The sequence below is a fragment of the Streptomyces sp. Wb2n-11 genome (assembly GCF_001049855.1).
In the GTDB taxonomy this organism is placed as follows: Bacteria; Actinomycetota; Actinomycetes; order Streptomycetales; family Streptomycetaceae; genus Streptomyces; species Streptomyces altiplanensis.
This window is the reverse complement of sequence record NZ_CVPB01000004.1, coordinates 1-25,365: the sequence shown is the minus strand read 5'-3', so window position 1 is coordinate 25,365 and position 25,365 is coordinate 1. Positions and strand designations below refer to the sequence as shown.

The 25,365-nt window shown below is 69.7% G+C and carries 5 protein-coding genes and 1 pseudogene; all 6 read right to left on the bottom strand.

All coding sequences use genetic code 11. The features are described from left to right. Positions 1-522: 522 nt before the first annotated feature. A complete protein-coding gene (locus tag BN1555_RS35560) occupies positions 523-1,206 on the bottom strand; it encodes a PAS domain-containing protein (protein WP_093804098.1) in 684 nt (227 codons plus the stop codon). A 387-nt stretch (positions 1,207-1,593) separates the two neighbouring features. Beyond that, positions 1,594-4,377: a helix-turn-helix transcriptional regulator gene (locus BN1555_RS35555; RefSeq protein ID WP_093804097.1), complete on the bottom strand. Its 2,784-nt coding sequence runs from the start codon at positions 4,375-4,377 to the stop codon at positions 1,594-1,596. 585 nt (positions 4,378-4,962) lie between these two features. Continuing rightward, a complete protein-coding gene (locus BN1555_RS41085; protein WP_255306522.1) occupies positions 4,963-5,547 on the bottom strand; it encodes a helix-turn-helix transcriptional regulator in 585 nt (194 codons plus the stop codon). Beyond that, the gene (locus BN1555_RS35550; protein WP_255306521.1) at positions 5,466-7,865 is read right to left on the bottom strand and encodes an ATP-binding protein; all 2,400 of its coding nucleotides are present in this window, start codon (positions 7,863-7,865) and stop codon (positions 5,466-5,468) included. The genes BN1555_RS41085 and BN1555_RS35550 overlap by 82 nt, the downstream gene beginning before the upstream one ends. A gap of 525 nt (positions 7,866-8,390) precedes the next feature. Beyond that, positions 8,391-9,146, bottom strand: a complete 756-nt coding sequence (locus tag BN1555_RS35545) for a thioesterase II family protein (RefSeq protein WP_093804096.1) — start codon at positions 9,144-9,146, stop codon at positions 8,391-8,393. Between the two features lie 379 nt (positions 9,147-9,525). Further along, positions 9,526-25,365: pseudogene (locus BN1555_RS35540) on the bottom strand (type I polyketide synthase); the annotation flags it as partial.

The window sequence follows — 25,365 nt, the reverse complement described above, 5'->3', positions numbered from 1 at the left end:
CCGGCAAGCACCGGTCGAACCAGGCAGAAAAACCACAAGCGGGGAAGCCCAAACCCACTCGATGGCCATTCCATACGGACATCAGCCATCCAGAATTGGCCATCCGGCACAATTGCCGAGGTTACCGGGGAGCCCTCACCCCCCACTCCATCACACGCGCGCGTGAACAGACGAAGCGAAATCTTTTACCGCAGTCCAGCGACACGGAACAACAGGCACACGGATGGCTGCCTTCCCCTGCCCCTCACCGCATCCTTATGCGCCGAGCGCGTTCTTTCGAATTCCACAGCAAGCAGGCGCCTGCAGACGCGTAAACGGTCCCACAAGGAAGCGATGCCGTTGAACGTCCAACTGTTCCCGCAAGGGATACCGACGAAAGGCCGCACCCGGGGAAGAGGTCGGTGTGGCGGACAGAACGCAGAAACTCGCCGGGGCGTGGTGTCCTTCCCCACGGTCCGGCGGGTTCCTGCGGTGGCGATCCGCGGCGAGCGGGGCCGTTGGCGGCCGGCTCTGCCCGCGGTGCTACTTGACGAAGTCCTCGACGACCTTCGGCGGCCAGGTACCGACGTTGAGGACGCCCATGGAGTAGGCGCGGGAGACCAGGGCTGCCCGGTTCGGCACCCGCAGCTTCCGGAGCAGACCGGTCACGTGGTACTCGACGCCCTGTCGGCTCAGGTAGAGCCTGGAAGCCAGCGGGATGGTGGATTGACCTGCGGCTATGCCTTCGAGGATGCGCGCGTCGATCTCGGAGAGGATCTTCTTGCGATGGGTCACTACGCCTGCGTCCTGCGAGTCGTCCGAGGAGCGCATGAGCACCAGAATCGCTGCCACATCGGGGGTGTCCCCGCTCACGGCCGCGGCAGTGAGCGTTCCGGCGAAGGCGGAGTCCTCCTGTCCCACGGCCACCACGTGCGAGGCGAACCGCTGGCGCTTGCCCTCTACCAGTCGGGAGAACTGACGCATCAGCGGCTGCTGGACGCTGGGGTGCACCAGGTCCCGGAAGTTCCGGCCGCAGACGTCGGCCGAGGAGTCGCCGAACCACCGGAAGAACTCCTCGTTCGCCTGCTGGACGGTTAACGTCGGGTCGAGCGAGGCCATGCACAGCCCCGACTGGTCGAACCGCTGGGCGTGCGCGTATCCGTTCTGGCCGGATTCGAGTTCACTTATGATGCTCTGTGCCGAATCTGTGGGTACAGCAATCGCCATGAGGCCGCCATCCTTTCAGGTCCCCCGATTCATTGAGAATATTGAGCATTTTCGCGCGAGTGGGATAAGGCCGCCGGTCGAGCCTCATGCACCCTCATCGACGGTTATCCATTACTAAATGGAGAGTAGGTAGTGGCATGGTTACACGTCAACAAGACCCTTGTTCACACGGCTAAAGCTGTGGTCCGAACCATGGATGGTTCGGTCCTCCGTGAACGCGCCGACACCGCAAGTTCCGAGGCGCCGACCGGGGCGGATTGACGGCTTCCACTCAATTCCGTCCGACTTGAGGTTCCCTTGAGGTTAACAGCGATGCAGCGGGCGTGATCGATCGAAACAGTTACCGCGACGTTCTGTAGCACGCCGTTAACAGTTAAGGGTCGAAGCCTACGCGGGAAGGGCGTCCGCCAGCTCGTGGCGGCCCGAGATGCCGAGCTTCCGATAGGAATTCGTCAGATGTTTCTCAACGGCCCGTGAACTCACTCCGAATTCATCCGCAATTTCCTGGTTGGTAAACCCGCGGCTCACCAGCGTGATCACCTTGCGCTCGCTGCGGGTGAGGATCGCCGTCCTCGGCTCCGCGGGCGCGCCCAGGCCGTGCTCGGCCCGCTCGACCAGCCATGGCGCGCCGCAGGCCGCCGCGAGGGTGCCGGCCTCGCGCAGTACGGCCTCCGCCTCGGCGCCACTGCCCAGTTGCCGGCCCAGCAGCACCAGGGTCCTGGCGAGTTCCAGCTCGAAGGACGAATCGCGCAGTACGGTGACCGCTTCACGCAGCAGGGGGACGCCTTGTGCGCCCTGGAGCCAGCCCTTCAGCCGCAGAGCGCGCCCCAGCGCCGCGGGCGCTCCCCACGCCCTGGCCCAGACGAGCTCCTCATCGGCGAGCCGCAGGGCGGAAGAGGAGTCACCGAGGCGCTGGTAGAGACCGATGGCCTGCGGACGCCACGGGAAGAGCGCCGAGTTCTGCCACCCCGATGCGCCCAGTTGCCGGCCGCACGTCAGCAGGCTCTCCAGGGCCTGCGCCCGAAGTCCCCGCTGGGCGTCCACCGACGCCTGCAGGATCCGCAACGAGGCGGTCAGGGCCAGACCTGCCAGCCTGCGCCGCCCTGCCCTGGCCAGCACCTGCTCGCTGAGCGCCGGGTCCCGCAGTTCGAGCACCACGGAGGACAGGATCATCGTGGACACCTCGCGCCAGTCCGCGTCGGCCATCGCCAGGGCACGCTCGACGTACTCACGGGCAAGGGTGGGTTTGCTCTGGGAGACCAGGACGAACGCCCGCTCCGCGAAGAGGAGCACCGCGTCGGCGCCGGCCGTGTTCTGCCGCCGGTTCTGGTGTTCGGACGACAGCCAGGAGGACACGACGTCCACCGCCTCGGCGGCGAACAAGGTGGCCACCACCAGGGGAAGCACCGTGTGCGCGCGGCCCGGTACGACCGGCTCGCGCTCCAGGATCCGGCCGGCCGCGCGGGCCGCGTCGGCCGCGGGCAGACGGCCGGTGAGCGTTCCGGAGAAGAGCAGCACGGCCAGCAGTTCACGTTCGGCCGCGGAATCCAGCGCGGGCTCGTCCCCCAGACCGCGCAGCCGCTCTATGGCCGAGGCCAGCTCGCCCGGGTTCTCGTGCCCGTAGTGCCGCAGCCTGGCCTCCAGGCGCAGTCCCAGCTCACGCGCGGGGCCGTCCCGTTCGGCGGCCGGGCCCAGCCCTTCCGAGGCACTGAGCAGCAGTTCGGGGCAGGAGGAGTGCACCGCACCGAGCAGGGGCGGCGGTATCCGCAGGACGGCGGCGGCCCGGTCTTCCGGCGTCGTCAGCAGCGGTACGGCCTGCACGATGTGGCGTCGGCATGCCTCGTGGTCGAAGCGGCTCTCCGCGATGGCCAGTTCGACCAGCAGCCCGGCCCGGGCCTCGCCCTGGTCATGGTGGCTGAGCAGCACGCGGCGCAGATAGCAGGCGGCGCGCTCCGGCTCACCCTGCCGTATCGCGTGTTCCGCCGCGGCCCGCAGCACCGTCGCCGCCCAGGGGCGGACGGTGCCGGTGACGGCCATCAGGTGGTCGGCGACCTGCTCCGCGGGGCGGCCGTTGGTGTACAGCAGGTCCGCGGCGGCGGCGTGCCTGCGCTCGCGTTCGGCCACTGACAGGGTGGATTCCACGGCGTCCTGCACGACGCGGTGGATGAAGCGGGGCTGGAATGCGTCGGCGAGCAGCCCCGCCTCGCGCAGCGCGCGCAGCGCAGCGCCGAACCCGGGCGCGTCCAGTCCGGCGAGCTTCCTGATGAGCGCGGGATCTCCGTGGCCACCGAAGGCCGCGATCGCCACCGCCACGTCGCGTACCGCCCGTGGCCGGGTCCGCAGATGGCTCGCCAGCCGCTCCCGGAGCCCCGCGGGCCGCAACGTCCGCACGCGGTCGGCGTGTTCGGCGGTCGGGGGGTGGCCCCGTGCCTCCATGTCCAGCAGAAGTGATGTCAGGAACAGCGGGTTGCCGCGGCTCACTTCATGACAGGCGCGTACGTACTCCTCGTGTCCGGCGGCGTCGCACCGTTCGCGGATCATGGCCTGCGTCGCGTCGGGCGACAGCGGCGCGAGGCGCAGTGTCTCCGTGGCGGCGGAGGCGATCCGCGGTACCAGGACGTGACCGGTTTCCCCGTCGCCGTCCCGCAGCGTACAGACGAGCACCACCCGAAGTCCCCGCAGCCGTCCGGCCACGTCGGCGAGCCAGCGCAAGGAGGGGAGGTCCACCCACTGGAGGTCGTCGACGAGGATCAGCAGCGGGGCGTTCTCGCTGGCGTCGGCCAGCAGGGAGCGCAGGCCGTGCAGACATTCCTCGAACACGGCCTCGGACGGCGGGTGAACCGTCGGCGGGTCGACGGCGCCGAACATCAGCCGGCCCGCGCGGTCGGACCGCTGCGCCCACCGGTTGCGTTCGGTCTCCGTCGCGCCGGACAGCAGGCTGTCGAGCAGCTGTCGCACCACGCCGAAGACGAAGTCCCGCTCCATCGGCGCGGCATTCGCCCGCAGTACGCGCACGTCCGCGGTGCAGACGGCACGGGGCAGTTCACGCAACAGTGCGGTTCTGCCGATGCCGAGTGGTCCCGACAACAGGATCACGGAGGAGTCGCCCTCTCGGGCGGCACTCAACGCGGCCGCCAGTCGGCCCAGTTCCCTCTCCCGCTCAAGAAGCATCTCTCGGCCGATCTCTCATCTTCCCCACCGCGAGGCGCAGTTCCCGGCGCCCGGCGGTACGGAGCTTTCGGCGGGCAGCGCCCCGTGGCGGCCGCAGGGTGCGGCCGCCCTCGAAGAGCGGATCGGCGACCTCGCGGTTCCCGGGTCCTCGCCCCGTGCGGACCGCGGTGTGCTGTCCGGCGGCCGGGAGCGTGCTTCCCCGCGGAGGCGCGGTGGCGTCCGCCGGCCGTGGGCAGGTCGGCGTCAGTGGCCGGAACCGGGACGTCCGCGCGGTGTGCGGGCAGCCTTCACAGACCTCTCTCGTCCGCTTAGGCAACGATGTCATGAGTCGACCGACCAGGCGGCCGGCCCGTCCACTCGCGGCCTCGCGAGGCTGGGCGCAGAGCGGACGCGGCCCGGCGGGGCGGGCGTACCGGACGGTCATGAGAAGCAGGGCGTCCCGCGCACGGCATGGCCGCACACGCCGCCGGTCGGGCGCGTTCACGCCGTCCCGGCGGTTGTCCGGTCCGTATGCGGGCTCCAGGGATCGCACCGTCGGATACTCGTTTGTCCGGCCAGTCACACGTACCGCCCCGCCTGTTCGTTTCAGCGTCGCCAACGTGATTCGGATGTCCGGCCGGGGCGCTGCCCGTCGGGGATGTCCGGTGTGCGCAGAACGGAACCGAGTTCGGTCCGCCCGCTGACCCCCAGCTTGCGGTATACGCCAGTCAGATGAGTTTCGATGGTACGTACCGTGACGAACAGGGCCTCCGCGATCGCACGATTGCTGGCCCCGGCCGCGGCGAGGCCCGCCACCCTGCGTTCCATACCGGTCAGCATGTCGAGGGGCGAGGCGCTCATCTTCCGCATCCTGCCGCCCGCGGTGACCAGTAACCTGCGGGCGGACCCGCCGAGCGCCAGTGCCCCGCAGCGCTGTGCGAGGTCGGTGGCGGTGCGCAGATGCTCTCGGGCGCCGCGCTGGTCGCCCGTCTTCAGCAGGGCGCGGCCGAGTATGAACTCGGCCTTGGCGTGCTCCACCCTGGCAGGCGAGTCCGCCAGGGCGGCGACCGCTTCGGTGAGGGTCTCGATGCCCGTACCACCGGGAGCGATCACCCCGCGGGCGAGCGCGGCGAGGCCGAGCGCGCGGGGGGTACCCCAGCGCTGGGCCAGCTCGGTGCCGTGCGCGACCATGTCCCTGGCTTCGTCCCCCGGTTCATCACCGCAAGCAGGCAGGCCGCCTCGGACCACCAGGGTACGAAGACCGGATTGCTGAACCGGGATTCCTCGAGGGACCGGCCGCACTCGAGATACAGGCCGAGGGACGCCTCCCAGTCACCGAGCGCCCATCGGGCACGGGCCTGCGCCATGAGACTCAGGTGGTACTGAAGGACGTACTGCTCCAGACCGGCGCGTTTGATGCCGCGGAACACCGCCTCGGCCTGTTCGGCCTCACCGCGCTCGACCAGCAGGGACGCAAAGGTGATCTGCGGCAGCGCGCTGCCGCTCCCCCACGGCTCCGCCCCGATGATCTCGACCGCGGTCTGCGCGTCGGCCAGCGCGTCCGGGAACGCGCCCGCGCCGTGCAGCACCAGAGCGCGGGTGGACAGGGTGAGTACGAAGGTCCAGACGGCGGCGTTGTCCTGGCTGCGCTTCAGCGTGCGGTCCAGCGCGCACAGCGCCCCGGTGACCTCGTCGGCGAGGCTGAGGGCGAAGGAGGAGGCCAGCGACGACCAGGTCTCCAGCTCGCCCCCGGGCGAAGTGAGCGCGCAACGGGCCTGTTCGACCGTCTGCTCCGCCGAGCGGCCGTCCATCGCGGACAGCACCGTCATCATCGCGAGCATCTGGCGCTGGGCAGGCGTGTCTCCGGGGGGCGCGGTCAGCAGCGCGGCCCGGTCCAGAGTCGCCGCGACCGTCGACTTCTCGTCCGACCCGACGATCAGCAGAGTCGACTCGACGAGTGTGTGCAGCTCACGGTCGGACAGGTCCGACCGGGGCCCCAGTTCGGCCTCCAGCTCCGCCAGGACCGCCTCGAGGACCCGTACACCTTCGGGCGACCGCTGGACGGCCAGGCAGACCATGCCGTACCGCACGGCGGCCATGGCCCTGGTCCGTACGTCGGCGGCCAGTCCCAGCGCCTCTTCCAGCACCAGGATGGCGTCCGCCGGATTGGTCTCCGCGAGCGACGCCGCCATCTGGATGCGCAGCGGCACACTGTCCGGTTCCGCCTCCAGCGCCCGGCGCAGATAGCGCACCGCGGACTCGGGAGCGCCGCGCCCCTCGGCCTGGGTGGCAGCCTCACGCAGCACCGCCGGCATCCAGGGCTTCGTCACGGCGGGAAGCAGCATCAGCCGGCCCGCCACTTCCTCGGCGGGCCGGCCCACGTCGCTCAAGAGCAGGGCGGCTCTGGTGCGCAGCGCGGCCAGCGCCTCGGCGCCGACGGGTTCGAGCACGGCCGAGCGGACCACGTCGTGCACCAGGTCCGCGCGGTCCGCGGCCAGCACCTCGGCGCGCCGCAGCGCGACGATGCCTTCCGCGACGAGCGCGGGGGGCACCTCGGCGAGCATGCCGACCAGTTCGGGGGTCTCCTCGCCCAGGACCGCGATCGCCCTGGCCACCTCACGCACCCACAGGGGCTGGCTGTCCAGCAACGCGATCACGGAGGACGCGATCACGGAGCCGCCCACCTCGGCGACCCTGCGCACGCCTTCCCTGTCCGGCTGCACGCCCTCGGCGCGCAGCTCGCCCAGGAGCCGGCTGAGCGTGAGGGGGTTGCCGCCCGAGACGGCGGCGGCGCGCTCGACGAAAACCGGATCGACCGGCGTCCGGAAGAGCTGCCGGGCCATCTCCCCGACGGCGGACCGGCTGAGCGGCGCCAGCCTCATCACGGTGGGACGGCGCTGTGCCGCGATGTCGGCCAGCGCGGAGGGGGCGACCGGTTCGGCGTCACTGCGGTGGGCGAGCACCACCAGCAGCGGAAGTTCCTCCGCGCGCCGCAGCAGGAAGTCCACCCAGCCCAGGGAACGTTCGTCGCACCAGTGCACGTCGTCGAGCACGAGTACGAGCGGGCGGTCCACCATCAGGTTGGCCGCGAGCCAGTACAGCCCGTGCAGCACCGGGTAGGCGGCGGAAGCGCTCGGGTTCTCCCGGTCGAACTGTCCGGACATGAGCGCGGGCAGAGCGCGACGGGCGGGTCCGCGCAGCAGAGGGGAGTGTCCAGCTTCCGCACCGTTCAGTCCCAGCGAACCGAACAGCTCACGCACGCCGCCGTATCCGGCCTCCCCTACGACTTCGCCGCAGGAGCCTTGCAGCACGGTCATGTCACGGCAGGCTTCGCTCTTGAGGAACGCCTGGAGCAGGCTGGTTTTCCCGATGCCCGCGGGACCGGACAGGATGACCAGCCCCGCGCGCCCGGAGCGCGCGGCCTCGGCCTGCCGGGCCAGCACCCGCAGCTCATGACTGCGGCCGACCAGGGTGCTGGACAAACCGGAGAGATCGGCCTGATCCGGCATCGAGGTCTCCTCGCATTTCGGGGAACGCAACGGTCCGGTGACTCGTCGACGCATTCCGCCATCCCGCAAAAGCAGTTGAAACGATTAACGGGCGTGAGATTACATGATCACAAAAACCCGCACCATAAAGCGCACGAGCGTGCCCGGAATGCGGCGGTCACCTGGCGCAAACTTGATCAAGCCCGCTGTCCGCCGATCGTCGTCGCGCCGTGAAGGCGCCGTCTTCGGGCGCGCCGGAGTGCCGCCACCGGTGCGCGCGGCGCTTCCCGGGCCGCGGACACGGCACCCGGCCGACCCGGCGAGAGAGCCACGGGACGACCAGGCGCAACGGGGTGGCCGGGCGAGAGGGAGTCCGCACGGAGCTCGATGGGCACAACGGGCGTGGGCATGGTCCCGCACCTGGTCACGGGCACGACGGACGTCACGTCTGTCTCGCGGTGACGGTCACCCAGGGGGAACCGGTCACCGGCGACACCCGTCACACCACGCCCCGGTCAGTCCGAGGACCGGCCGCTCACGCGCCACTCACGTCCCGGCGGACAGGTGCTTGCGCAACAGCGCGATCACCGCCGGAGCCTGCGCACTCAGGTAGAAGTGCCCGCCGGGGAAGACCTGCAGGTCGAAGGCGCCCGTGGTGTGGCGGCTCCAGTCCTGCGCCTCATCCAGCGTGGTTTTGGGATCGTTGTCGCCGGTCAGCGCCGAGATCGGAACGCGCACCGTACTGTCCGGATTGCAGCGGTAGGTCTCGATGGCCTGGTAGTCGCTGCGGATCGCGGGGAGGATCATCCGCAAAATCTCCTCGTCACCGAGCAGCGCGGTGTTCGTGCCGGACAGCAGCTTCAGCTCCGCGACGATGCCGTCGTCGCTGAGCGTGTGCACGTTCTCGTCGCGGTGGCGGGACGGCGCACGCCGTCCCGAGGCGAACAGATGGGAGAGTTCACCGCCGTCGGCCTCGAATCGCCGCGCGACCTCGAATGCGATCGTCGCGCCCATGCTGTGCCCGAAGAACGTGGTGGGCCGGGCCCGGAGCTGCTTGCGCAACGCCTCGTAGACCTGATCCGCCAGGACTCCCAGATCGCCGGGGCTGGTCTCTTTGCGCCGGTCCTGACGGCCGGGGTACTGGACCGCGAACACCTCGGCCACGGAGGCCAGCTGCGCGGAGACCGGGAAGTAGAAAGACGCCGAGCCACCCGCGTGGGGGAAACAGAAGAGCTGTTCCGAGCTGTCCGGTGCTGGATGGAAGCACCGTGCCCAGAGGCTCTCCTCGGTGGACATCGTCATCGACTTGCATCCTCCTAGGAGTGGGCCGGGCGCACTGAACCGCACAGCGGTCCGAATGGCCGGGCCGATGTCACGTGAGCATGCCGGAACGTGGGCCACCGCGAGCGCCTTGCCCTCGCCGACGCGACCGAACGTCCCATGCGGTACTCCTGCCGAACAGAGTGGACGGAGGACTGACGTCGCCCGTCTCACCGACCGCTACTGCCGGCCCGATGGCCGACGTCCTCCATTCCACTAGGCAGGACAGTGGGAAATTCCCTAGTCTCTGCGCGGACATCGGTGAGGAACCCACTCGTCAGTGCACGAATCGCCTGCGAGATCCCGCCCGGCGGGGGGCTCCGGGAGAGGTGTCCTCCCCCTTCCGGTGCCCCCCCGTCGTTCAGGACAGTCCGAGCTCGTCGTCGAGGAGGGCGAACACGTCGTCGTCCGACGCTGCCTCCAGGTCGAGCTCGCCGGAGTCCTTCGCAGGCTCCTGCCGCAGGTCGGCCCACTTCGTCCGCAACACCTCGATGCGTCCGGCGACGTGCTTGAACTCCTGCGCGTCGACCGTCATCTCCGTGATCGCCTTCTCCAGACGGTCCAGGACGGCAAGCACCGATCCGGCGCCGCCGACCTCCTCCGTCACCAGTCGGGACCGCAGATGATCCACGACAGCGGTGGGGGTGGGGTAGTCGAACAGCAGGGTGGCCGGCAGGCGCAGCCCGGTGGCCGCGTTCAGACGGTTCCTGAATTCCACCGCCGTCAGGGAGTCGAAGCCCAGTTCCTGGAACCGCCGCGTGGTCCCTACCGCCGACCCGTCGGTGTGTCCGAGGACTGCGGCGGCCTGATCACGGACCAGCGCCAGAAGAACGTCACGGCGTTCCTCCTCCGGCATTCCTGCCAGCCGCTGCCCGAGCGACTCGGCCGACTGCGGAGCGGCGGTCGCCGTGCGCCGGGAGGGCGTACGGATCAGACCGCGAAGCAGAGCCGGTACCTCACCCTGCGCTCTGAGGGCGGCCAGGTCCAGCCGTACGGGCAGCACCAGCGCCCGCGGTCCGGCGAGTGCCGTGTCGAACAGGGCGAGGCCCTGCTCGACGGAGAGCGGCGGCATTCCCGAACGGGCCAGCCGCTGCATGTCCGCCTCGGACACACTCCCCGTCATCCCGCCCGCCTGATCCCACGGACCCCACGCCAACGACACACCAGCCAGCCCCTCGGCCCGCCGCCGCGCCATCAACGCATCCAGGAACGTATTCGCCGCCGCGTAATTCCCCTGCCCCGCACCACCGAACACACCAGCCACCGACGAGAACACCACAAAAGCCGACAGATCCAGATCACGCGTCAACTCATGCAGATGCCACACCGCGTCCACCTTCGGACGCAACACCCCATCCAGCCGCTCCGGCGTCAACGAACCCACCACTCCGTCATCCAGCACACCAGCCGCATGCACCACAGCAGACAACGGATGCTCCACAGACACACCGGCCAGTACCTCGGCCAGCGCACCCCGGTCCGCGACGTCACAGGCCGCAGCCGTGACATCGGCACCGAGTGACTCCAACTTCCCGACGAGTGCTCGCGCACCGTCGGCACCAAGGCCCCGGCGGCTGAGCAGCAACAGACGGCGCACGCCGCGTTCCGTGACCAGATGCCTGGCCAGTACAGCGCCCAGACCACCCGTACCACCGGTAATCAGGACCGTGCCGTCCCGCTCCCAGCCCTCCACTGTCCCTTCGGCCCGTTCCGCCCCTTCTGCCTTGGCAGGCTCTCCGGACTCTCCAGTCGCTCCGGCCTCCTCGCCGACCGGAGCGACAGGCTCCGGGAGCGGCACTCGGCCCAGCCTGGCGACCCTGACCTCGGCTTCCCTGAGGACCAGCTGCGGTTCGTCGGAGCCGAGAGCCCCGAGCACCGACACCGAGGCGCCGGCGTCATCCGCCGGGTCAAGGTCCAGCAGTCCGAAACTGCCCGGGTTCTCCGAGTGCGCGGACCGCACCAGACCCCATACGGAGGCCGCCGCCAGGTCGGCGACCGTGCCACCGTCCACGGCCACGGCGCCCCGGGTGACGAACACCAGCCGCGAGCCGGCGAACCGCTCCTCGGCCAACCAGTCCTGCACCAGGGCCAGCACCTCGGCGGTCAGCGCGTGCGCCGACTCCGGGATCCCGCTGCCGGACGTACCGGCGACGCTCACCAGAACAGTGCCCGGCACCGGGGACTCCCCCGCCGCCAGCGACTGCGGATCGGCGTACGTCTCCACTCCTGCGACGGACTTGGCCAGGGCGTCGGCGATTCCGAAGGGATCCGCACCCAGGAGGGCCAGCTGCTGATCAGCCGGCCAGGACCCGGCCGCGACCGGCGTCCACTCCACGCCGAACAGGGAATCCCTGCCGACTCCGGCAGGACCGTTCAGCTGCTCGCTGGACACCGTCCGTACGAGGAGCGAGTCGACTGAGGCGACCGGTGCACCGGAGGTGTCGACCGCGGCCACAGAGACCGCGTCCTTGCCGAGCGGCGCGAGCCGCACCCGCAGAGTTGAGGCGCCGGTGGCGTGCAGCGACACGCCCTCCCACGAGAACGGCAGACCACCACCGCTTTCGCCGCTTGCCTCACCGGCGAGCAGAGAAGCGTGCAGTGCCGAGTCCAGCAGGGCCGGGTGCAGACCGAACGCGGCCGCATCCCCCTGCGCACTCTCCGGCAGACCCACCTCGGCGAAGACCTCGCCGTCGCGCCGCCAGACGGCCCGCAGACCCTGGAACACCGGACCATAAGCAAAGCCCAGCTCCGCGAACCGCTCGTAGCAGCCCTCGACCTCCAGCGCCTCCGCGCCCGCAGGCGGCCACACCGTCGCATCGAAGCCGGTCTCCGCTGCCTCGGAACGGGTGGTCAGTTCGCCCGTGGCGTGCTGCGTCCAAGGCGCGCCTCCCGCGTCTTCCGGACGGGAGTAGACACCGACCGAACGCCGGCCCGACTCGTCGGGGGTGCCGACCGCCACCTGCACCTGAATGGCGCCGTGTTCGGGAAGGACGAGCGGCGCAGCGAGCGTCAGTTCCTCGACGTGATCGCAGCCGACCTCGTCACCGGCCCGGATCGCCAGCTCCAGCAGAGCCGTCCCCGGAAGGAGCACCTGGCCCATCACCGCATGGTCGGCCAGCCACGGATGCGTCTGCACCGACAACCTGCCGGTGAACAGCACGCCCTGGCCCGCGGCGAGTTCGACGGCCGCGCCCAGCAGCGGATGCTCGGCCGAACCGAGCCCCGCGGCCCGTACGTTCTTGGCCTCACTGGACTGCGAACCGGTCGGCCAGAACCACTGGTGCTGGAAGGCGTACGTCGGCAACTCGACGCGACGCGCACCGCTTCCGGCGAACATCCCGGCCCAGTCGGGCATCGTACCGCGCACGTGAACGCGAGCCAGCGCGGTGAGCGCGGTCAGCTCCTCGTCCCGCTCCTTGCGGAGCATCGGGATGAACGCCGCGCTCTCCGGTGCGAATTCCTGGGCCATGGCGGAGAGGACGCCGTCGGGGCCCAGCTCCAGGAACGTGGTCACGCCCCGGTCGGCGAGGGTCTGCACACCGTCGGCGAAGCGCACGGCCTCGCGGACGTGACGCACCCAGTACCCGGCCGAGCACAGCTCCTCGGCCGACGCCACACCACCGGTCAGGTTGGAGACCACCGCGATACGCGGAGCCTCGTACGACAGGCCCTCCGCGACCGCCCGGAACTCCTCCAGCATCGGATCCATCAACGGCGAATGGAACGCGTGCGACACGCGCAGACGCGTCGTCTTACGGCCCAGCTCCACGAGTTGGGCAGCAACCTTCAAGACCGCCTGCTCGTCACCGGAAACCACCACCGACGACGGCCCGTTGACCGCCGCGATCGACACACCGTCGACCAGCAGCGGCAGAACCTCGACCTCCGTCGCCTGCACCGCGACCATCGCTCCACCGGACGGCAACGCCTGCATCAACCGCGCCCGCGCCACCACCAGACGGACCGCATCCTCCAGCGAGAACACCCCCGCCACATGCGCGGCGGCGATCTCACCGATCGAATGACCCGCCACGAAGTCCGGGGACACACCCCACGACTCCACCAGACGGAACAACGCCACCTCGATGGCGAACAACGCCGGCTGAGTGAAACCCGTCTCGTTCAGCAGGTCGACGTCCCCGCCCCACATCACCTCACGCAACGAACGGCCCAACTCACCGTCCAGCAAAGCGAGCACCGAATCCAGCGCCTCCGCGAACACCGGGAACCGGCCGTACAACTCCCGGCCCATCCCCAACCGCTGCGAACCCTGACCCGAGAACAACACCGCCGAACGGCCACCGGCCACCACACCCGACACCACCGACGCATCCGGAACACCGGACGCCAAGGCCGTCAGTGCGCGCACAGTGCCGGCGGAGTCACCCGCCAGGACCACCGCACGGTGGTCGAACAGCGACCGGCTCGTCACCAGCGAATACCCGACATCCACCGGGCGGGGCGCCGTCTCCCCGTCCACCACCGACAGCAGCCGCGCCGCCTGGGCCGCCAGCGCCTCCGACGTCCTGCCCGAGAGGATCCACGGCACCACGGCTGATGACGCGGTTGCCAGAGCGGCCGGTTCGTGCACGATCTCGGCGACCGGCTCGGGCTGGGGCTGCTCCAGGATGACGTGCGCGTTCGTACCGCTGATCCCGAACGACGACACACCCGCACGCCGGACACGACCGGCCTCCGGCCACGGCGTCGACTCGGTCAGCAGCTCCACCGCGCCCGCCGACCAGTCCACATGCGAGGACGGGGCGTCGACGTGCAGCGTCTGCGGCAGCACACCGTGGCGCATCGCCATGACCATCTTGATGACACCCGCCACACCCGCGGCCGCCTGCGTGTGGCCGATGTTCGACTTCACCGAACCCAGCAGCAGCGGACGCTCCGGATCGCGGTCGCGCCCATACGTCGCCAGCAGCGCCTGCGCCTCGATCGGGTCACCGAGCGTGGTACCGGTGCCGTGCGCCTCCACGACATCAACGTCATCCATCGACAGGCCGCCACTGGCCAGCGCCTGGCGGATCACCCGCTGCTGCGACGGGCCGTTGGGCGCCGTCAGACCGTTGGAGGCGCCGTCCTGGTTGACCGCGGAGCCCCGGATCACGGCGAGAATCTCGTGTCCGTTGCGCAACGCGTCCGACCGCCGCTCCAGCACCAGCATGCCCACGCCCTCGGACCAGCCGACACCGTCGGCCGACTCGGAGAACGCCTTGCACCGGCCATCAGGCGACAGACCGCGCTGCCGGGAGAACTCCACGAACGTGCCGGGGGTCGACATGACCGTCACACCGCCGGCCAGGGCCAGCGAGCACTCACCACTGCGCAGGGCCTGCGCGGCCAGGTGCATGGCCACCAGCGACGACGAACACGCCGTGTCCACCGTCACCGCCGGCCCCTCCAGGCCCAGGGTGTACGACACCCGGCCCGAGGCGACACTTCCGGCACTGCCCTGGCCCTGGTGTCCCTCGAACTGCTTGCCGTTCAGGGTGGTGCCGTAGTCGTTGTACATTACACCGGCGTATACACCGGTCTGGCTCTCGCGCAGCGACACCGGGTCGATGCCCGCCCGCTCGATCGCCTCCCACGACGCTTCGAGCAGCAACCGCTGCTGCGAGTCCGTCGCCATCGCCTCACGCGGCGACATCCCGAAGAACTCCGGGTCGAACTCGCCCGCGCTCTGGAGGAAACCGCCCGATCGGGTGTACGACGTGCCCGCATGAGCCGGGTCGGGGTTGAAGAGCCCGTCGACGTCCCAGCCGCGGTTGGTCGGGAAGCCGGTCACGGCGTCCGTCCCCTCCGTGACCAGTCGCCACAGATCCTCCGGCGAGGCGACCTCACCGGGATACCGGCAGCTCATGCCCACGACCACGATCGGGTCGTCGGCCACGGGCGGAAGCATCCGAGCCGGGATCGCTGTCCGGACGTCGGTACCGAACAGCTCGTCCCTCAGGTGGTCGGCCAGCACTGTCGCGGTCGGGTAGTCGAAGATCAGCGTGGCGGTCAGCCGCAGGCCCGTCACCGCACTCAGCTGGTTCCGCAGTTCCACAGCCATCAGCGAGTCGAAGCCGAGCTCCCTGAACTGAGCCGTGGGGTTCACGGCTGCCACGCCGACATGACCGAGCACCAGGGCGACCTGCTTGCGTACGAGATCCAGCAGCGCTTCGCGGCGGGCAGCCGCGGTCAGTCCGGTCAGCTGGGTCAGCAGCCCACTGACGGTGACCGGTCCCGCGACCGCACTCCGTCGGGAGTGAGAACGGGTGCGAATCAATGCCCGCAAGAGCGGGGGCACTTCGCCGCGCGAACGCAGGGTGGCGAGGTCCAGCCGCACCGGCACCGCCACAGTCTCGCCCGTGGCGAGTGCCGTGTCGAACAGGGCGAGGCCCTGCTCGACGGAGAGCGGCGGCATTCCCGAACGGGCCAGCCGCTGCATGTCCGCCTCGGACACACTCCCCGTCATCCCGCCCGCCTGATCCCACGGACCCCACGCCAACGACACACCAGCCAGCCCCTCGGCCCGCCGCCGCGCCATCAACGCATCCAGGAACGTATTCGCCGCCGCGTAATTCCCCTGCCCCGCACCACCGAACACACCAGCCACCGACGAGAACACCACAAAAGCCGACAGATCCAGATCACGCGTCAACTCATGCAGATGCCACACCGCGTCCACCTTCGGACGCAACACCCCATCCAGCCGCTCCGGCGTCAACGAACCCACCACTCCGTCATCCAGCACACCAGCCGCATGCACCACAGCAGACAACGGATGCTCCACAGACACACCGGCCAGTACCTCGGCCAGCGCACCCCGGTCCGCGACGTCACAGGCCGCAGCCGTGACATCGGCACCGAGTGACTCCAACTCCTCGACGAGTGCTCGCGCACCGTCGGCACCAAGGCCCCGGCGGCTGAGCAGCAACAGACGGCGCACGCCGCGTTCCGTGACCAGATGCCTGGCCAGTACAGCGCCCAGACCACCCGTACCACCGGTAATCAGGACCGTGCCCGTGCCGTCCCCGGTCAGAGCCGTCTCACTCGCGTTCTCGCTCCTGTCCGCGAATTCGGAGAGGGAGACGCGGGTCAGTCGTCCAGCGCGGACGACGTCGTCGCTGACGATCAACTGCGGTTCATCGGAACCGAGCGCCTTTCGCAGCGCGGACGAGGACGGCGCGCCGGCGGCGAGGTCCAGCAGTCCGAAACTGCCCGGGTTCTCCGAGTGCGCGGACCGCACCAGACCCCATACGGAGGCCGCCGCCAGGTCGGCGACCGTGCCACCGTCCACGGCCACGGCACCCCGGGTGACGAACACCAGCCGCGAGCCGGCGAACCGCTCCTCGGCCAACCAGCCCTGCACCAGGGCCAGCACCTCGGCAGTGAGCGCGTGGACCGACTCCACGACGTCGACCTCGCCCTTGTCCTCACCGGCGATGCTTACCAGAACAGTGCCCGGGACGGGGGATTCGCCCGCTGCCAGCGACGCCTGGTCGGCGTACATCTGCACATCCGTACCGGACTCGGCCAGGGTGTCGGCGAGTCCGAACTCATCCGGACCGAGGACGACGACCGAGCCCGGAGCGTCCGCATCGGACGCTGCCGTCACGGGCATCCACCGCAGGCCGAACAGCGAGTCCGCGCTCTCATCGGCAGAGCCGTTCAGCTCTTCGTTCGACACCGCGCGTACGAGCAGGGAGTCGACCGAGGCAACCGGTGCCCCGGACAGGTCGGCCACAGAGATCGACACCGCGTCCCGGCCGTCGACCGGAGCGATCCGCACCCGCAGCGCGGCAGCACCCGACGCGACGAGCGACACGCCCTCCCACGAGAACGGCAGACCACCACCGCTTTCGCCGCTTGCCTCACCGGCGAGCAGAGAAGCGTGCAGTGCCGAGTCCAGCAGGGCCGGGTGCAGACCGAACGCGGCCGCATCCCCCTGCGCACTCTCCGGCAGACCCACCTCGGCGAAGACCTCGCCGTCGCGCCGCCAGACGGCCCGCAGACCCTGGAACACCGGACCATAAGCAAAGCCCAGCTCCGCGAACCGCTCGTAGCAGCCCTCGACCTCCAGCGCCTCCGCGCCCGCAGGCGGCCACACCGTCGCATCGAAGTCATCAACGGACGCCCGGCCACCGGCCGTCAGCACACCCGAGGCATGCTGCGTCCACGACGACTCCGCGTCCTCGGGGCGAGAGTGGATCTCCACGGAACGCCGGCCCGACTCGTCGGGGGTGCCGACCGCCACCTGCACCTGAATGGCGCCGTGTTCGGGAAGGACGAGCGGCGCAGCGAGCGTCAGTTCCTCGACGTGATCGCAGCCGACCTCGTCACCGGCCCGGATCGCCAGCTCCAGCAGAGCCGTCCCCGGAAGGAGCACCTGGCCCATCACCGCATGGTCGGCCAGCCACGGATGCGACTGAACGGACAGTCGGCCAGTTACCAACGCGCTTTCGATCCCGGCGAGTTCGACCGTGGCACCCAGGAGCGGGTGTTCGGCGGATTCCAGTCCGGCGGCGCGTACGTCCCCAGAGCCGCCGAGCGGTCCGGCCGGCCAGAACCATTGGCGTTGGAAGGCGTAGGTAGGTACATCGACCCGTCGTGCTCCGGTGAACAACGTCGTCCACTCTGTCGGAACACCCCGCACATGCAGTTGAGCCAGGGCGGCGAGCACCGTCGAACCTTCAGCCCGGTCCTTGCGCAGTGCTGGTACGGTCACGGCTCCCTCGGACACGGACTCCTGCGCCATGGCGGAGAGCACCCCGTCCGGGCCCAGCTCCAGGAACGTCGTCACGCCCTGTTCCGCGAGGGTGCGGATGCCGTCGGCGAAGCGCACGGTCTCGCGGACGTGGCGCACCCAGTACCCGGCCGAGCACAGCTCCTCGGCCGACGCCACACCACCGGTCAGGTTCGACACCACCGGAATGACCGGCTCGGCGTACGACAGGCCCTCCGCGACCGTGCGGAACTCCTCCAGCATCGGATCCATCAACGGTGAATGGAAGGCGTGCGACACGCGCAGACGCGTCGTCTTACGGCCCAGCTCCACGAGTTGGGCAGCAACCTCCAGGACCGCCTGCTCGTCACCGGAAACCACCACCGACGACGGCCCGTTGACCGCCGCGATCGACACACCGTCGACCAGCAGCGGCAGGACCTCGTCCTCCGTCGCCTGCACCGCGACCATCGCTCCACCGGACGGCAGCGCCTGCATCAACCGCGCCCGCGCCACCACCAGACGGACCGCGTCCTCCAGCGAGAACACCCCCGCCACATGCGCCGCCGCGATCTCACCGATCGAATGACCCGCCACGAAGTCCGGGGACACACCCCACGACTCCACCAGACGGAACAACGCCACCTCGATGGCGAACAACGCCGGCTGAGTGAAACCCGTCTCGTTCAGCAGCTCCGCGTCCCCGCCCCACATCACCTCACGCAACGGGCGCCCCAGCAGCGGATCCAGTACAGCGAGCACCGAATCCAGCGCCTCCGCGAACACCGGGAACCGGCCGTACAACTCCCGGCCCATCCCCAACCGCTGCGAACCCTGACCCGAGAACAACACCACCGAACGGCCACCGACCACCACACCCGACACCACCGACGCATCCGGAACACCGGACGCCAAGGCTGCGAGGGCTCGTACCGCATCACCGGAGCCGTCCGGCAGCACCACCGCGCGGTGCTCGAACTTCGACCGGCCCGTCGCCAGCGAGTACCCGACATCCACCGGCCGCAGCTCCGGCCGACCCTCCATCGAGGCCAGCAGCTTGGCGGCCTGGCCGCGCAGCGCCTCCGGCGTCCTGCCGGACAGCATCAACGGGGTTGCATCGAGCTCGGCCGTGGAGGCATCCGTACTGTCAAGGACAGTTCCCTGGATGACGTTCGCCGGCTGCTCCAGGATCACGTGCGCGTTCGTACCGCTGATCCCGAACGACGAGACGCCGGCTCGGCGCAAGCGGCCGGTCTCGGGCCACGGCGTCGACTCGGTCAGCAGCTCGACCGCGCCCGCCGACCAGTCCACGTGCGAGGACGGGGCGTCGACGTGCAGCGTCTGCGGCAGCACACCGTGGCGCATCGCCATGACCATCTTGATGACACCCGCCACACCCGCGGCCGCCTGCGTGTGGCCGATGTTCGACTTCACCGAACCCAGCAGCAACGGACGCTCCGGATCGCGATCGCGCCCATACGTCGCCAACAGCGCCTGCGCCTCGATCGGATCACCCAGCGTGGTACCGGTGCCGTGCGCCTCCACGACATCAACGTCATCCATCGACAGCCCGCCACTGGCCAGCGCCTGGCGGATCACCCGCTGCTGCGACGGGCCGTTGGGCGCCGTCAGACCATTGGACGCACCGTCCTGGTTGACCGCACTGCCCCGCACCACAGCCAGGATCTCGTGACCGTTGCGCAACGCGTCCGACCGCCGCTCCAGCACCAGCATGCCCACGCCCTCGGACCAGCCGACACCGTCGGCCGACTCGGAGAACGCCTTGCACCGGCCATCAGGAGCGAGGCCGCGCTGCCGGGAGAAGTCCACGAACACCGCCGGCGTCGACATCACGGTCACGCCGCCGGCCAGCGCCAGCGAGCACTCACCACTGCGCAGGGCCTGCATCGCCCAGTGCATCGCCACCAGCGACGACGAACACGCCGTGTCCACCGTCACCGCCGGACCCTCCAGGCCCAGGGTGTACGACACCCGGCCCGACGCCAGGCTGGGCGAGCTGCCACTGCCCTGGAAGCCCTCGAACTCAGGGCCTGCCAGAACCGCGCTGTAGTCGTTGTACATCACACCGGCGAATACGCCGGTCGCACTGCCCTTGAGCGTCACCGGGTCGATCCCGGCCCGCTCGATCGCCTCCCACGACGTCTCCAGCAGCAACCGCTGCTGCGAGTCGGTCGCCAGCGCCTCACGCGGGCTCATCCCGAAGAACGCGGGATCGAACTCACCCGCGTCGTGCAGGAAGCCTCCGGAGCGGGTGTAGGACGTTCCCTTGTGATCGGGGTCCGGGTCGAAGAGGCCGTCCACATCCCAGCCACGGTTGGCCGGGAAGGCCGAGATGACATCGCTGCCTTCGGTTGCCAGTCGCCACAGATCCTCGGGCGTGGTCACACCGCCCGGGTACCTGCAGCTCATCCCCACGACCACGATCGGGTCGTCCGCCACCGACTGCGCAGGCGCCGCGATGGGGAGTGCCACGGCCGCATCCGCACCGAGCAATTCCTCGAGCAGGTGGGAGACCAGTGTCTCCACCGTGGGGTAGTCGAAGACGAGCGTGGCCGACAGCCGTAGTCCGGTCGCTGTGTTGAGCCGGTTGCGGAGTTCGACCGCGGTGAGCGAGTCGAAGCCCAGCTCGCGGAAGGCACGCCCGGGGTCGACCGCGTTGGCATCGGCATGCCCCAGCACCAGAGCGACCTGCCCACGTACCAGATCCAGCAACACCTCCTGACGCTCAACGACCGTCAGCACCGACAACCGCTCCACCAGCCCCGCAGCCGCACCGCCCACCGCGGCAGCCGCACGACGCGACCGCACCCGGACCAACGACCGCAACAACACCGGCACATCACCCAGCGCACGCAACACCGCAAGATCCAGCCGCACCGGCGCCACCACAGCATCACCCGCAGCCAACGCCGCATCGAACAGCGCAACCCCCAGCTCCACCGACAACGCCGGCACACCCGCACGCGCCATCCGCTGCGCATCAGCCTCCGCCAAAGCACCCGTCATCCCACCGGACTGCTCCCACGGACCCCACGCCAGCGACACACCCGGCAACCCCTCAACCCGACGACGCTCCATCAGCGCATCCAGGAAGGCATTACCCGCCGCGTAATTACCCTGCCCCGCACTGCCGAACATCGCCGCCACCGACGAGAACACCACAAACGCCGACAGATCCAAATCACGCGTCAACTCATGCAGATACCACGCCGCATCCACCTTCGGACGCAACACCCCGTCCAACCGCTCCGGCGTCAACGAACCCACCACAGCGTCATCCAGCACACCAGCCGCATGCACCACAGCGGACACCCTGTGCTCGGCAAGCAGGTCCGAGAGCGCACTCCGGTCCGAGACATCACACGCGGCGACCCGCACTTCCACGCCTTGCAGCTCCAGCTCGCCCACCAGCGCTTCGGCCCCGTTCGCACCCAGGCCCCGGCGGCTCACCAGCAGCAGACGGCGCACACCGTGCTCCGCCACCAGGTGGCGGGCCACCACCGCGCCCAGACCACCCGTACCACCCGTGATCAGAACACTGCCCTCACCGCCACCCCACTCCGGCCCCATGCCCTCATCCGCAGACGACCGGCGCACCAACCGCCCGGCCAGAACGCTCCCGTCCCGCACCATCAACTGCGGCTCATCCGCACCCAACACCGACAAAGGCAGGTCAACCGGCCCCGCCGGATCCAGATCCACCAGACCGAAGCAACCCGGATTCTCCGACTGCGCCGACCGCACCAGACCCCGCGCCGCCGCGGCCGCCAAATCCTGACCACCCACCGCACCCCGCGTCACAAAGACAAAACGGGACTCCGCGAACCTCTCGTCCGACAACCGCTCCTGAATCCGCTCCAGAACCCGATGCGCCAGCGCATGCACACCACCAACCACATCAACAGCCGAACCCCCAGCCACCGGGATCAAAACCACACCCGGCACCGATACCGCGTCAGCCGCCAGCGCGCTCGGACTTGAGACGAGTTCGCTCTCAGCACCCGCCTCCCGAAGGGCCTCGGCCAGGCCGAACACGTCCTCGCCCGCCACCGCGAACCTCCGCGGCTCCTCCACACGCGCCCCAGACGCAGGCGCAGACCCAGACGCCGGCATGGTCACCCAGTCCAGCCCGAACAACGCATCCCTCGTCAGCCCGGCATCACCACTCACACCCTCCGCCGACAGCGCACGCATCGCCAACGACTCCACCGACGCGACCAGCACACCCGACAGATCCGCCACCACGATCGACAACGCACCATCAACCCCACGCGCCAGCCTCACCCGAACCGCGGAAGCACCCGACGCCAGCAGCGACACCCCACTCCACGAGAACGGCACACCACCCGCCTCAACCGACGAGCCCAGGAACCACCCCGCGTGCAACACCGAATCCAACAGAGCAGGATGCAGACCGAACGCGGCCGCATCCCCCCGCTCACCCTCCGGCAGACCCACCTCGGCGAAAACCTCGCCATCCCGGACCCACACGGCCCGCAGACCCCGGAACACCGGACCATAGACAAAGCCTCCGGCCTCTCGGGCCTCGTAGAAACCGTCCAGATCCACCGGCTCCGCACCCGCCGGCGGCCACACCGCCGCATCGAAGCCTTCGACCGTGCCCCGGCTACCGGCCGCCAGCACGCCCGAGGCGTGCTGCGTCCAAGGCGACTCCGTGCTCTCCGGACGAGAGTGAATCCCCACGGAACGCCGACCCGACTCGTCGGGAGTACCGACTGCGACCTGGACCTGGACCGCGCCGTGTTCCGGAAGAGCGAGCGGCGCAGCCAGCGTCAGCTCCTCGACGTGATCGCAGCCGACCTCGTCACCGGCCCGGATCGCCAGCTCCAGCAAAGCCGTGCCCGGCACCAGGACCCGGCCCATCACCGCATGATCGGCCAGCCACGGATGCGACTGCACCCCCAGACGACTGGTGAACAGCACACCGTCGTCCTCAGCCAGCTCCACCACACCATTCAGCAGAGGATGACCGGCCGACACCAGCCCGACCGCCACCGCATCATCAGCACCGCCCCGCAGACTCCGAGGCCAGAACACCTGACGCTCGAAGGCGTACGTCGGAACATCCACCCGCGACGCCCCCGTCCCCGCGAAGAACCGCCCCCAGTCCACCACCGCACCACACACATGCAACTGGGACACAGCCGCGACAACCGACAACTCCTCAGGCCGATTCTTACGGAGTATCGGTATGAGCGTCGCGCTCTCCGGTGCCGTCTCCTGGGCCATGGCGGCGAGGACGCCGTCGGGCCCAGCTCCAGGAACGTGGTCACGCCCCGGTCGGCGAGGGTCTGCACACCGTCGGAGAAGCGCACGGCCTCGCGGACGTGACGCACCCAGTACCCGGCCGAGCACAGCTCCTCGGCCGACGCCACACCACCGGTCAGGTTGGAGACCACCGCGATACGCGGAGCCTCGTACGACAGGCCCTCCGCGACCGCCCGGAACTCCTCCAGCATCGGATCCATCAACGGCGAATGGAAAGCGTGCGACACCCGCAGACGCGTCGTCTTACGGCCCAGCTCCGCCAGCCGCACCGCGACCTCCAGGACCGCCTGCTCGTCACCGGAAACCACCACCGACGACGGCCCGTTGACCGCCGCGATCGACACACCGTCGACCAGCAGCGGCAGAACCTCGACCTCCGTCGCCTGCACCGCGACCATCGCTCCACCGGACGGCAGCGCCTGCATCAACCGCGCCCGCGCCACCACCAGACGGACCGCGTCCTCCAGCGAGAACACCCCCGCCACATGCGCCGCGGCGATCTCACCGATCGAATGACCCGCCACGAAGTCCGGGGACACACCCCACGACTCCACCAGACGGAACAACGCCACCTCGATGGCGAACAACGCCGGCTGGGTGAAGCCCGTCTCGTTCAGCAGGTCGACGTCCCCGCCCCACATCACCTCACGCAACGAACGGCCCAACTCACCGTCCAGCAAAGCGAGTACCGAATCCAGCGCCTCCGCGAACACCGGGAACCGGCCGTACAACTCCCGGCCCATCCCCAACCGCTGCGAACCCTGACCCGAGAACAACACCACCGAACGGCCACCGACCACCACACCCGACACCACCGACGCATCAGGCTCGCCGACCGCCAGTGCTGCCAGCGCGCGCATCGTCTCGGCACGCTCGCCGGTCGGTACCACCGCGCGGTGCTCGAACAGCGACCGGCCCGTCGCCAGCGAGTACCCGACATCCACCGGCCGCAGCTCCGGCCGGCCCTCCATCGAGGCCAGCAGCTTGGCGGCCTGGCCGCGCAGCGCCTCCGGCGTCCTGCCGGACAGCACCCACGGCACCACACCCAGCTCCACCGCAGGAGCCTCGGACCCCGTCACCACCGTTCCCTGGATGACGTTCGCCGGCTGCTCCAGGATCACGTGCGCGTTCGTACCGCTGATCCCGAACGACGAGACGCCGGCTCGGCGCAAGCGGCCGGTCTCGGGCCACGGCGTCGACTCGGTCAGCAGCTCGACCGCGCCCGCCGACCAGTCCACGTGCGAGGACGGGGCGTCGACGTGCAGCGTCTGCGGCAGCACACCGTGGCGCATCGCCATGACCATCTTGATGACACCCGCCACACCCGCGGCCGCCTGCGTGTGGCCGATGTTCGACTTCACCGAACCCAGCAGCAGCGGACGCTCCGGATCGCGGTCGCGCCCATACGTCGCCAGCAGCGCCTGCGCCTCGATCGGGTCACCGAGCGTGGTACCGGTGCCGTGCGCCTCCACGACATCAACGTCATCCATCGACAGGCCGCCACTGGCCAGCGCCTGGCGGATCACCCGCTGCTGCGACGGGCCGTTGGGCGCCGTCAGACCGTTGGACGCACCGTCCTGGTTGACCGCGGAGCCCCGCACCACAGCCAGGATCTCGTGACCGTTGCGCAACGCGTCCGACCGCCGCTCCAGCACCAGCATGCCCACGCCCTCGGACCAGCCGACACCGTCGGCCGACTCGGAGAACGCCTTGCACCGGCCATCAGGAGCGAGGCCGCGCTGCCGGGAGAAGTCCACGAACACCGCCGGCGTCGACATCACGGTCACGCCGCCGGCCAGCGCCAGCGAGCACTCACCACTGCGCAGGGCCTGCATCGCCCAGTGCATCGCCACCAGCGACGACGAACACGCCGTGTCCACCGTCACCGCCGGACCCTCCAGGCCCAAGGTGTACGACACCCGGCCCGACGCCAGACTCGTACTTCCGCCTCCCTGAAAGCCCTCGAACTCCTCCGGGCCCCCAGCAGAAGGTGTAGTCGCTGTACATCACGCCGCGAATACGCCGGTCGCACTGCCTTGAGCGTCACCGGGTCGATCCCGGCCCGCTCGATCGCCTCCCACGACGCTTCGAGCAGCAGCCGCTGCTGCGAGTCCGGTCGCCAGCGCCTCGCGCGGGCTCATCCCGAAGAACGCGGGATCGAACTCATCGCCG

What these genes read in the sequence shown, in the direction of transcription:
- BN1555_RS35560 (WP_093804098.1), bottom strand. Translation starts at nt 1,206, where the DNA reads ATGGCGATTGCTGTACCCACAGATTCGGCACAGAGCATCATAAGTGAA.
- BN1555_RS35545 (WP_093804096.1), bottom strand. Translation starts at nt 9,146, where the DNA reads ATGACGATGTCCACCGAGGAGAGCCTCTGGGCACGGTGCTTCCATCCA.
- BN1555_RS35550 (WP_255306521.1), bottom strand. Translation starts at nt 7,865, where the DNA reads ATGCCGGATCAGGCCGATCTCTCCGGTTTGTCCAGCACCCTGGTCGGC.
- BN1555_RS41085 (WP_255306522.1), bottom strand. Translation starts at nt 5,547, where the DNA reads ATGGTCGCGCACGGCACCGAGCTGGCCCAGCGCTGGGGTACCCCCCGC.
- BN1555_RS35555 (WP_093804097.1), bottom strand. Translation starts at nt 4,377, where the DNA reads ATGCTTCTTGAGCGGGAGAGGGAACTGGGCCGACTGGCGGCCGCGTTG.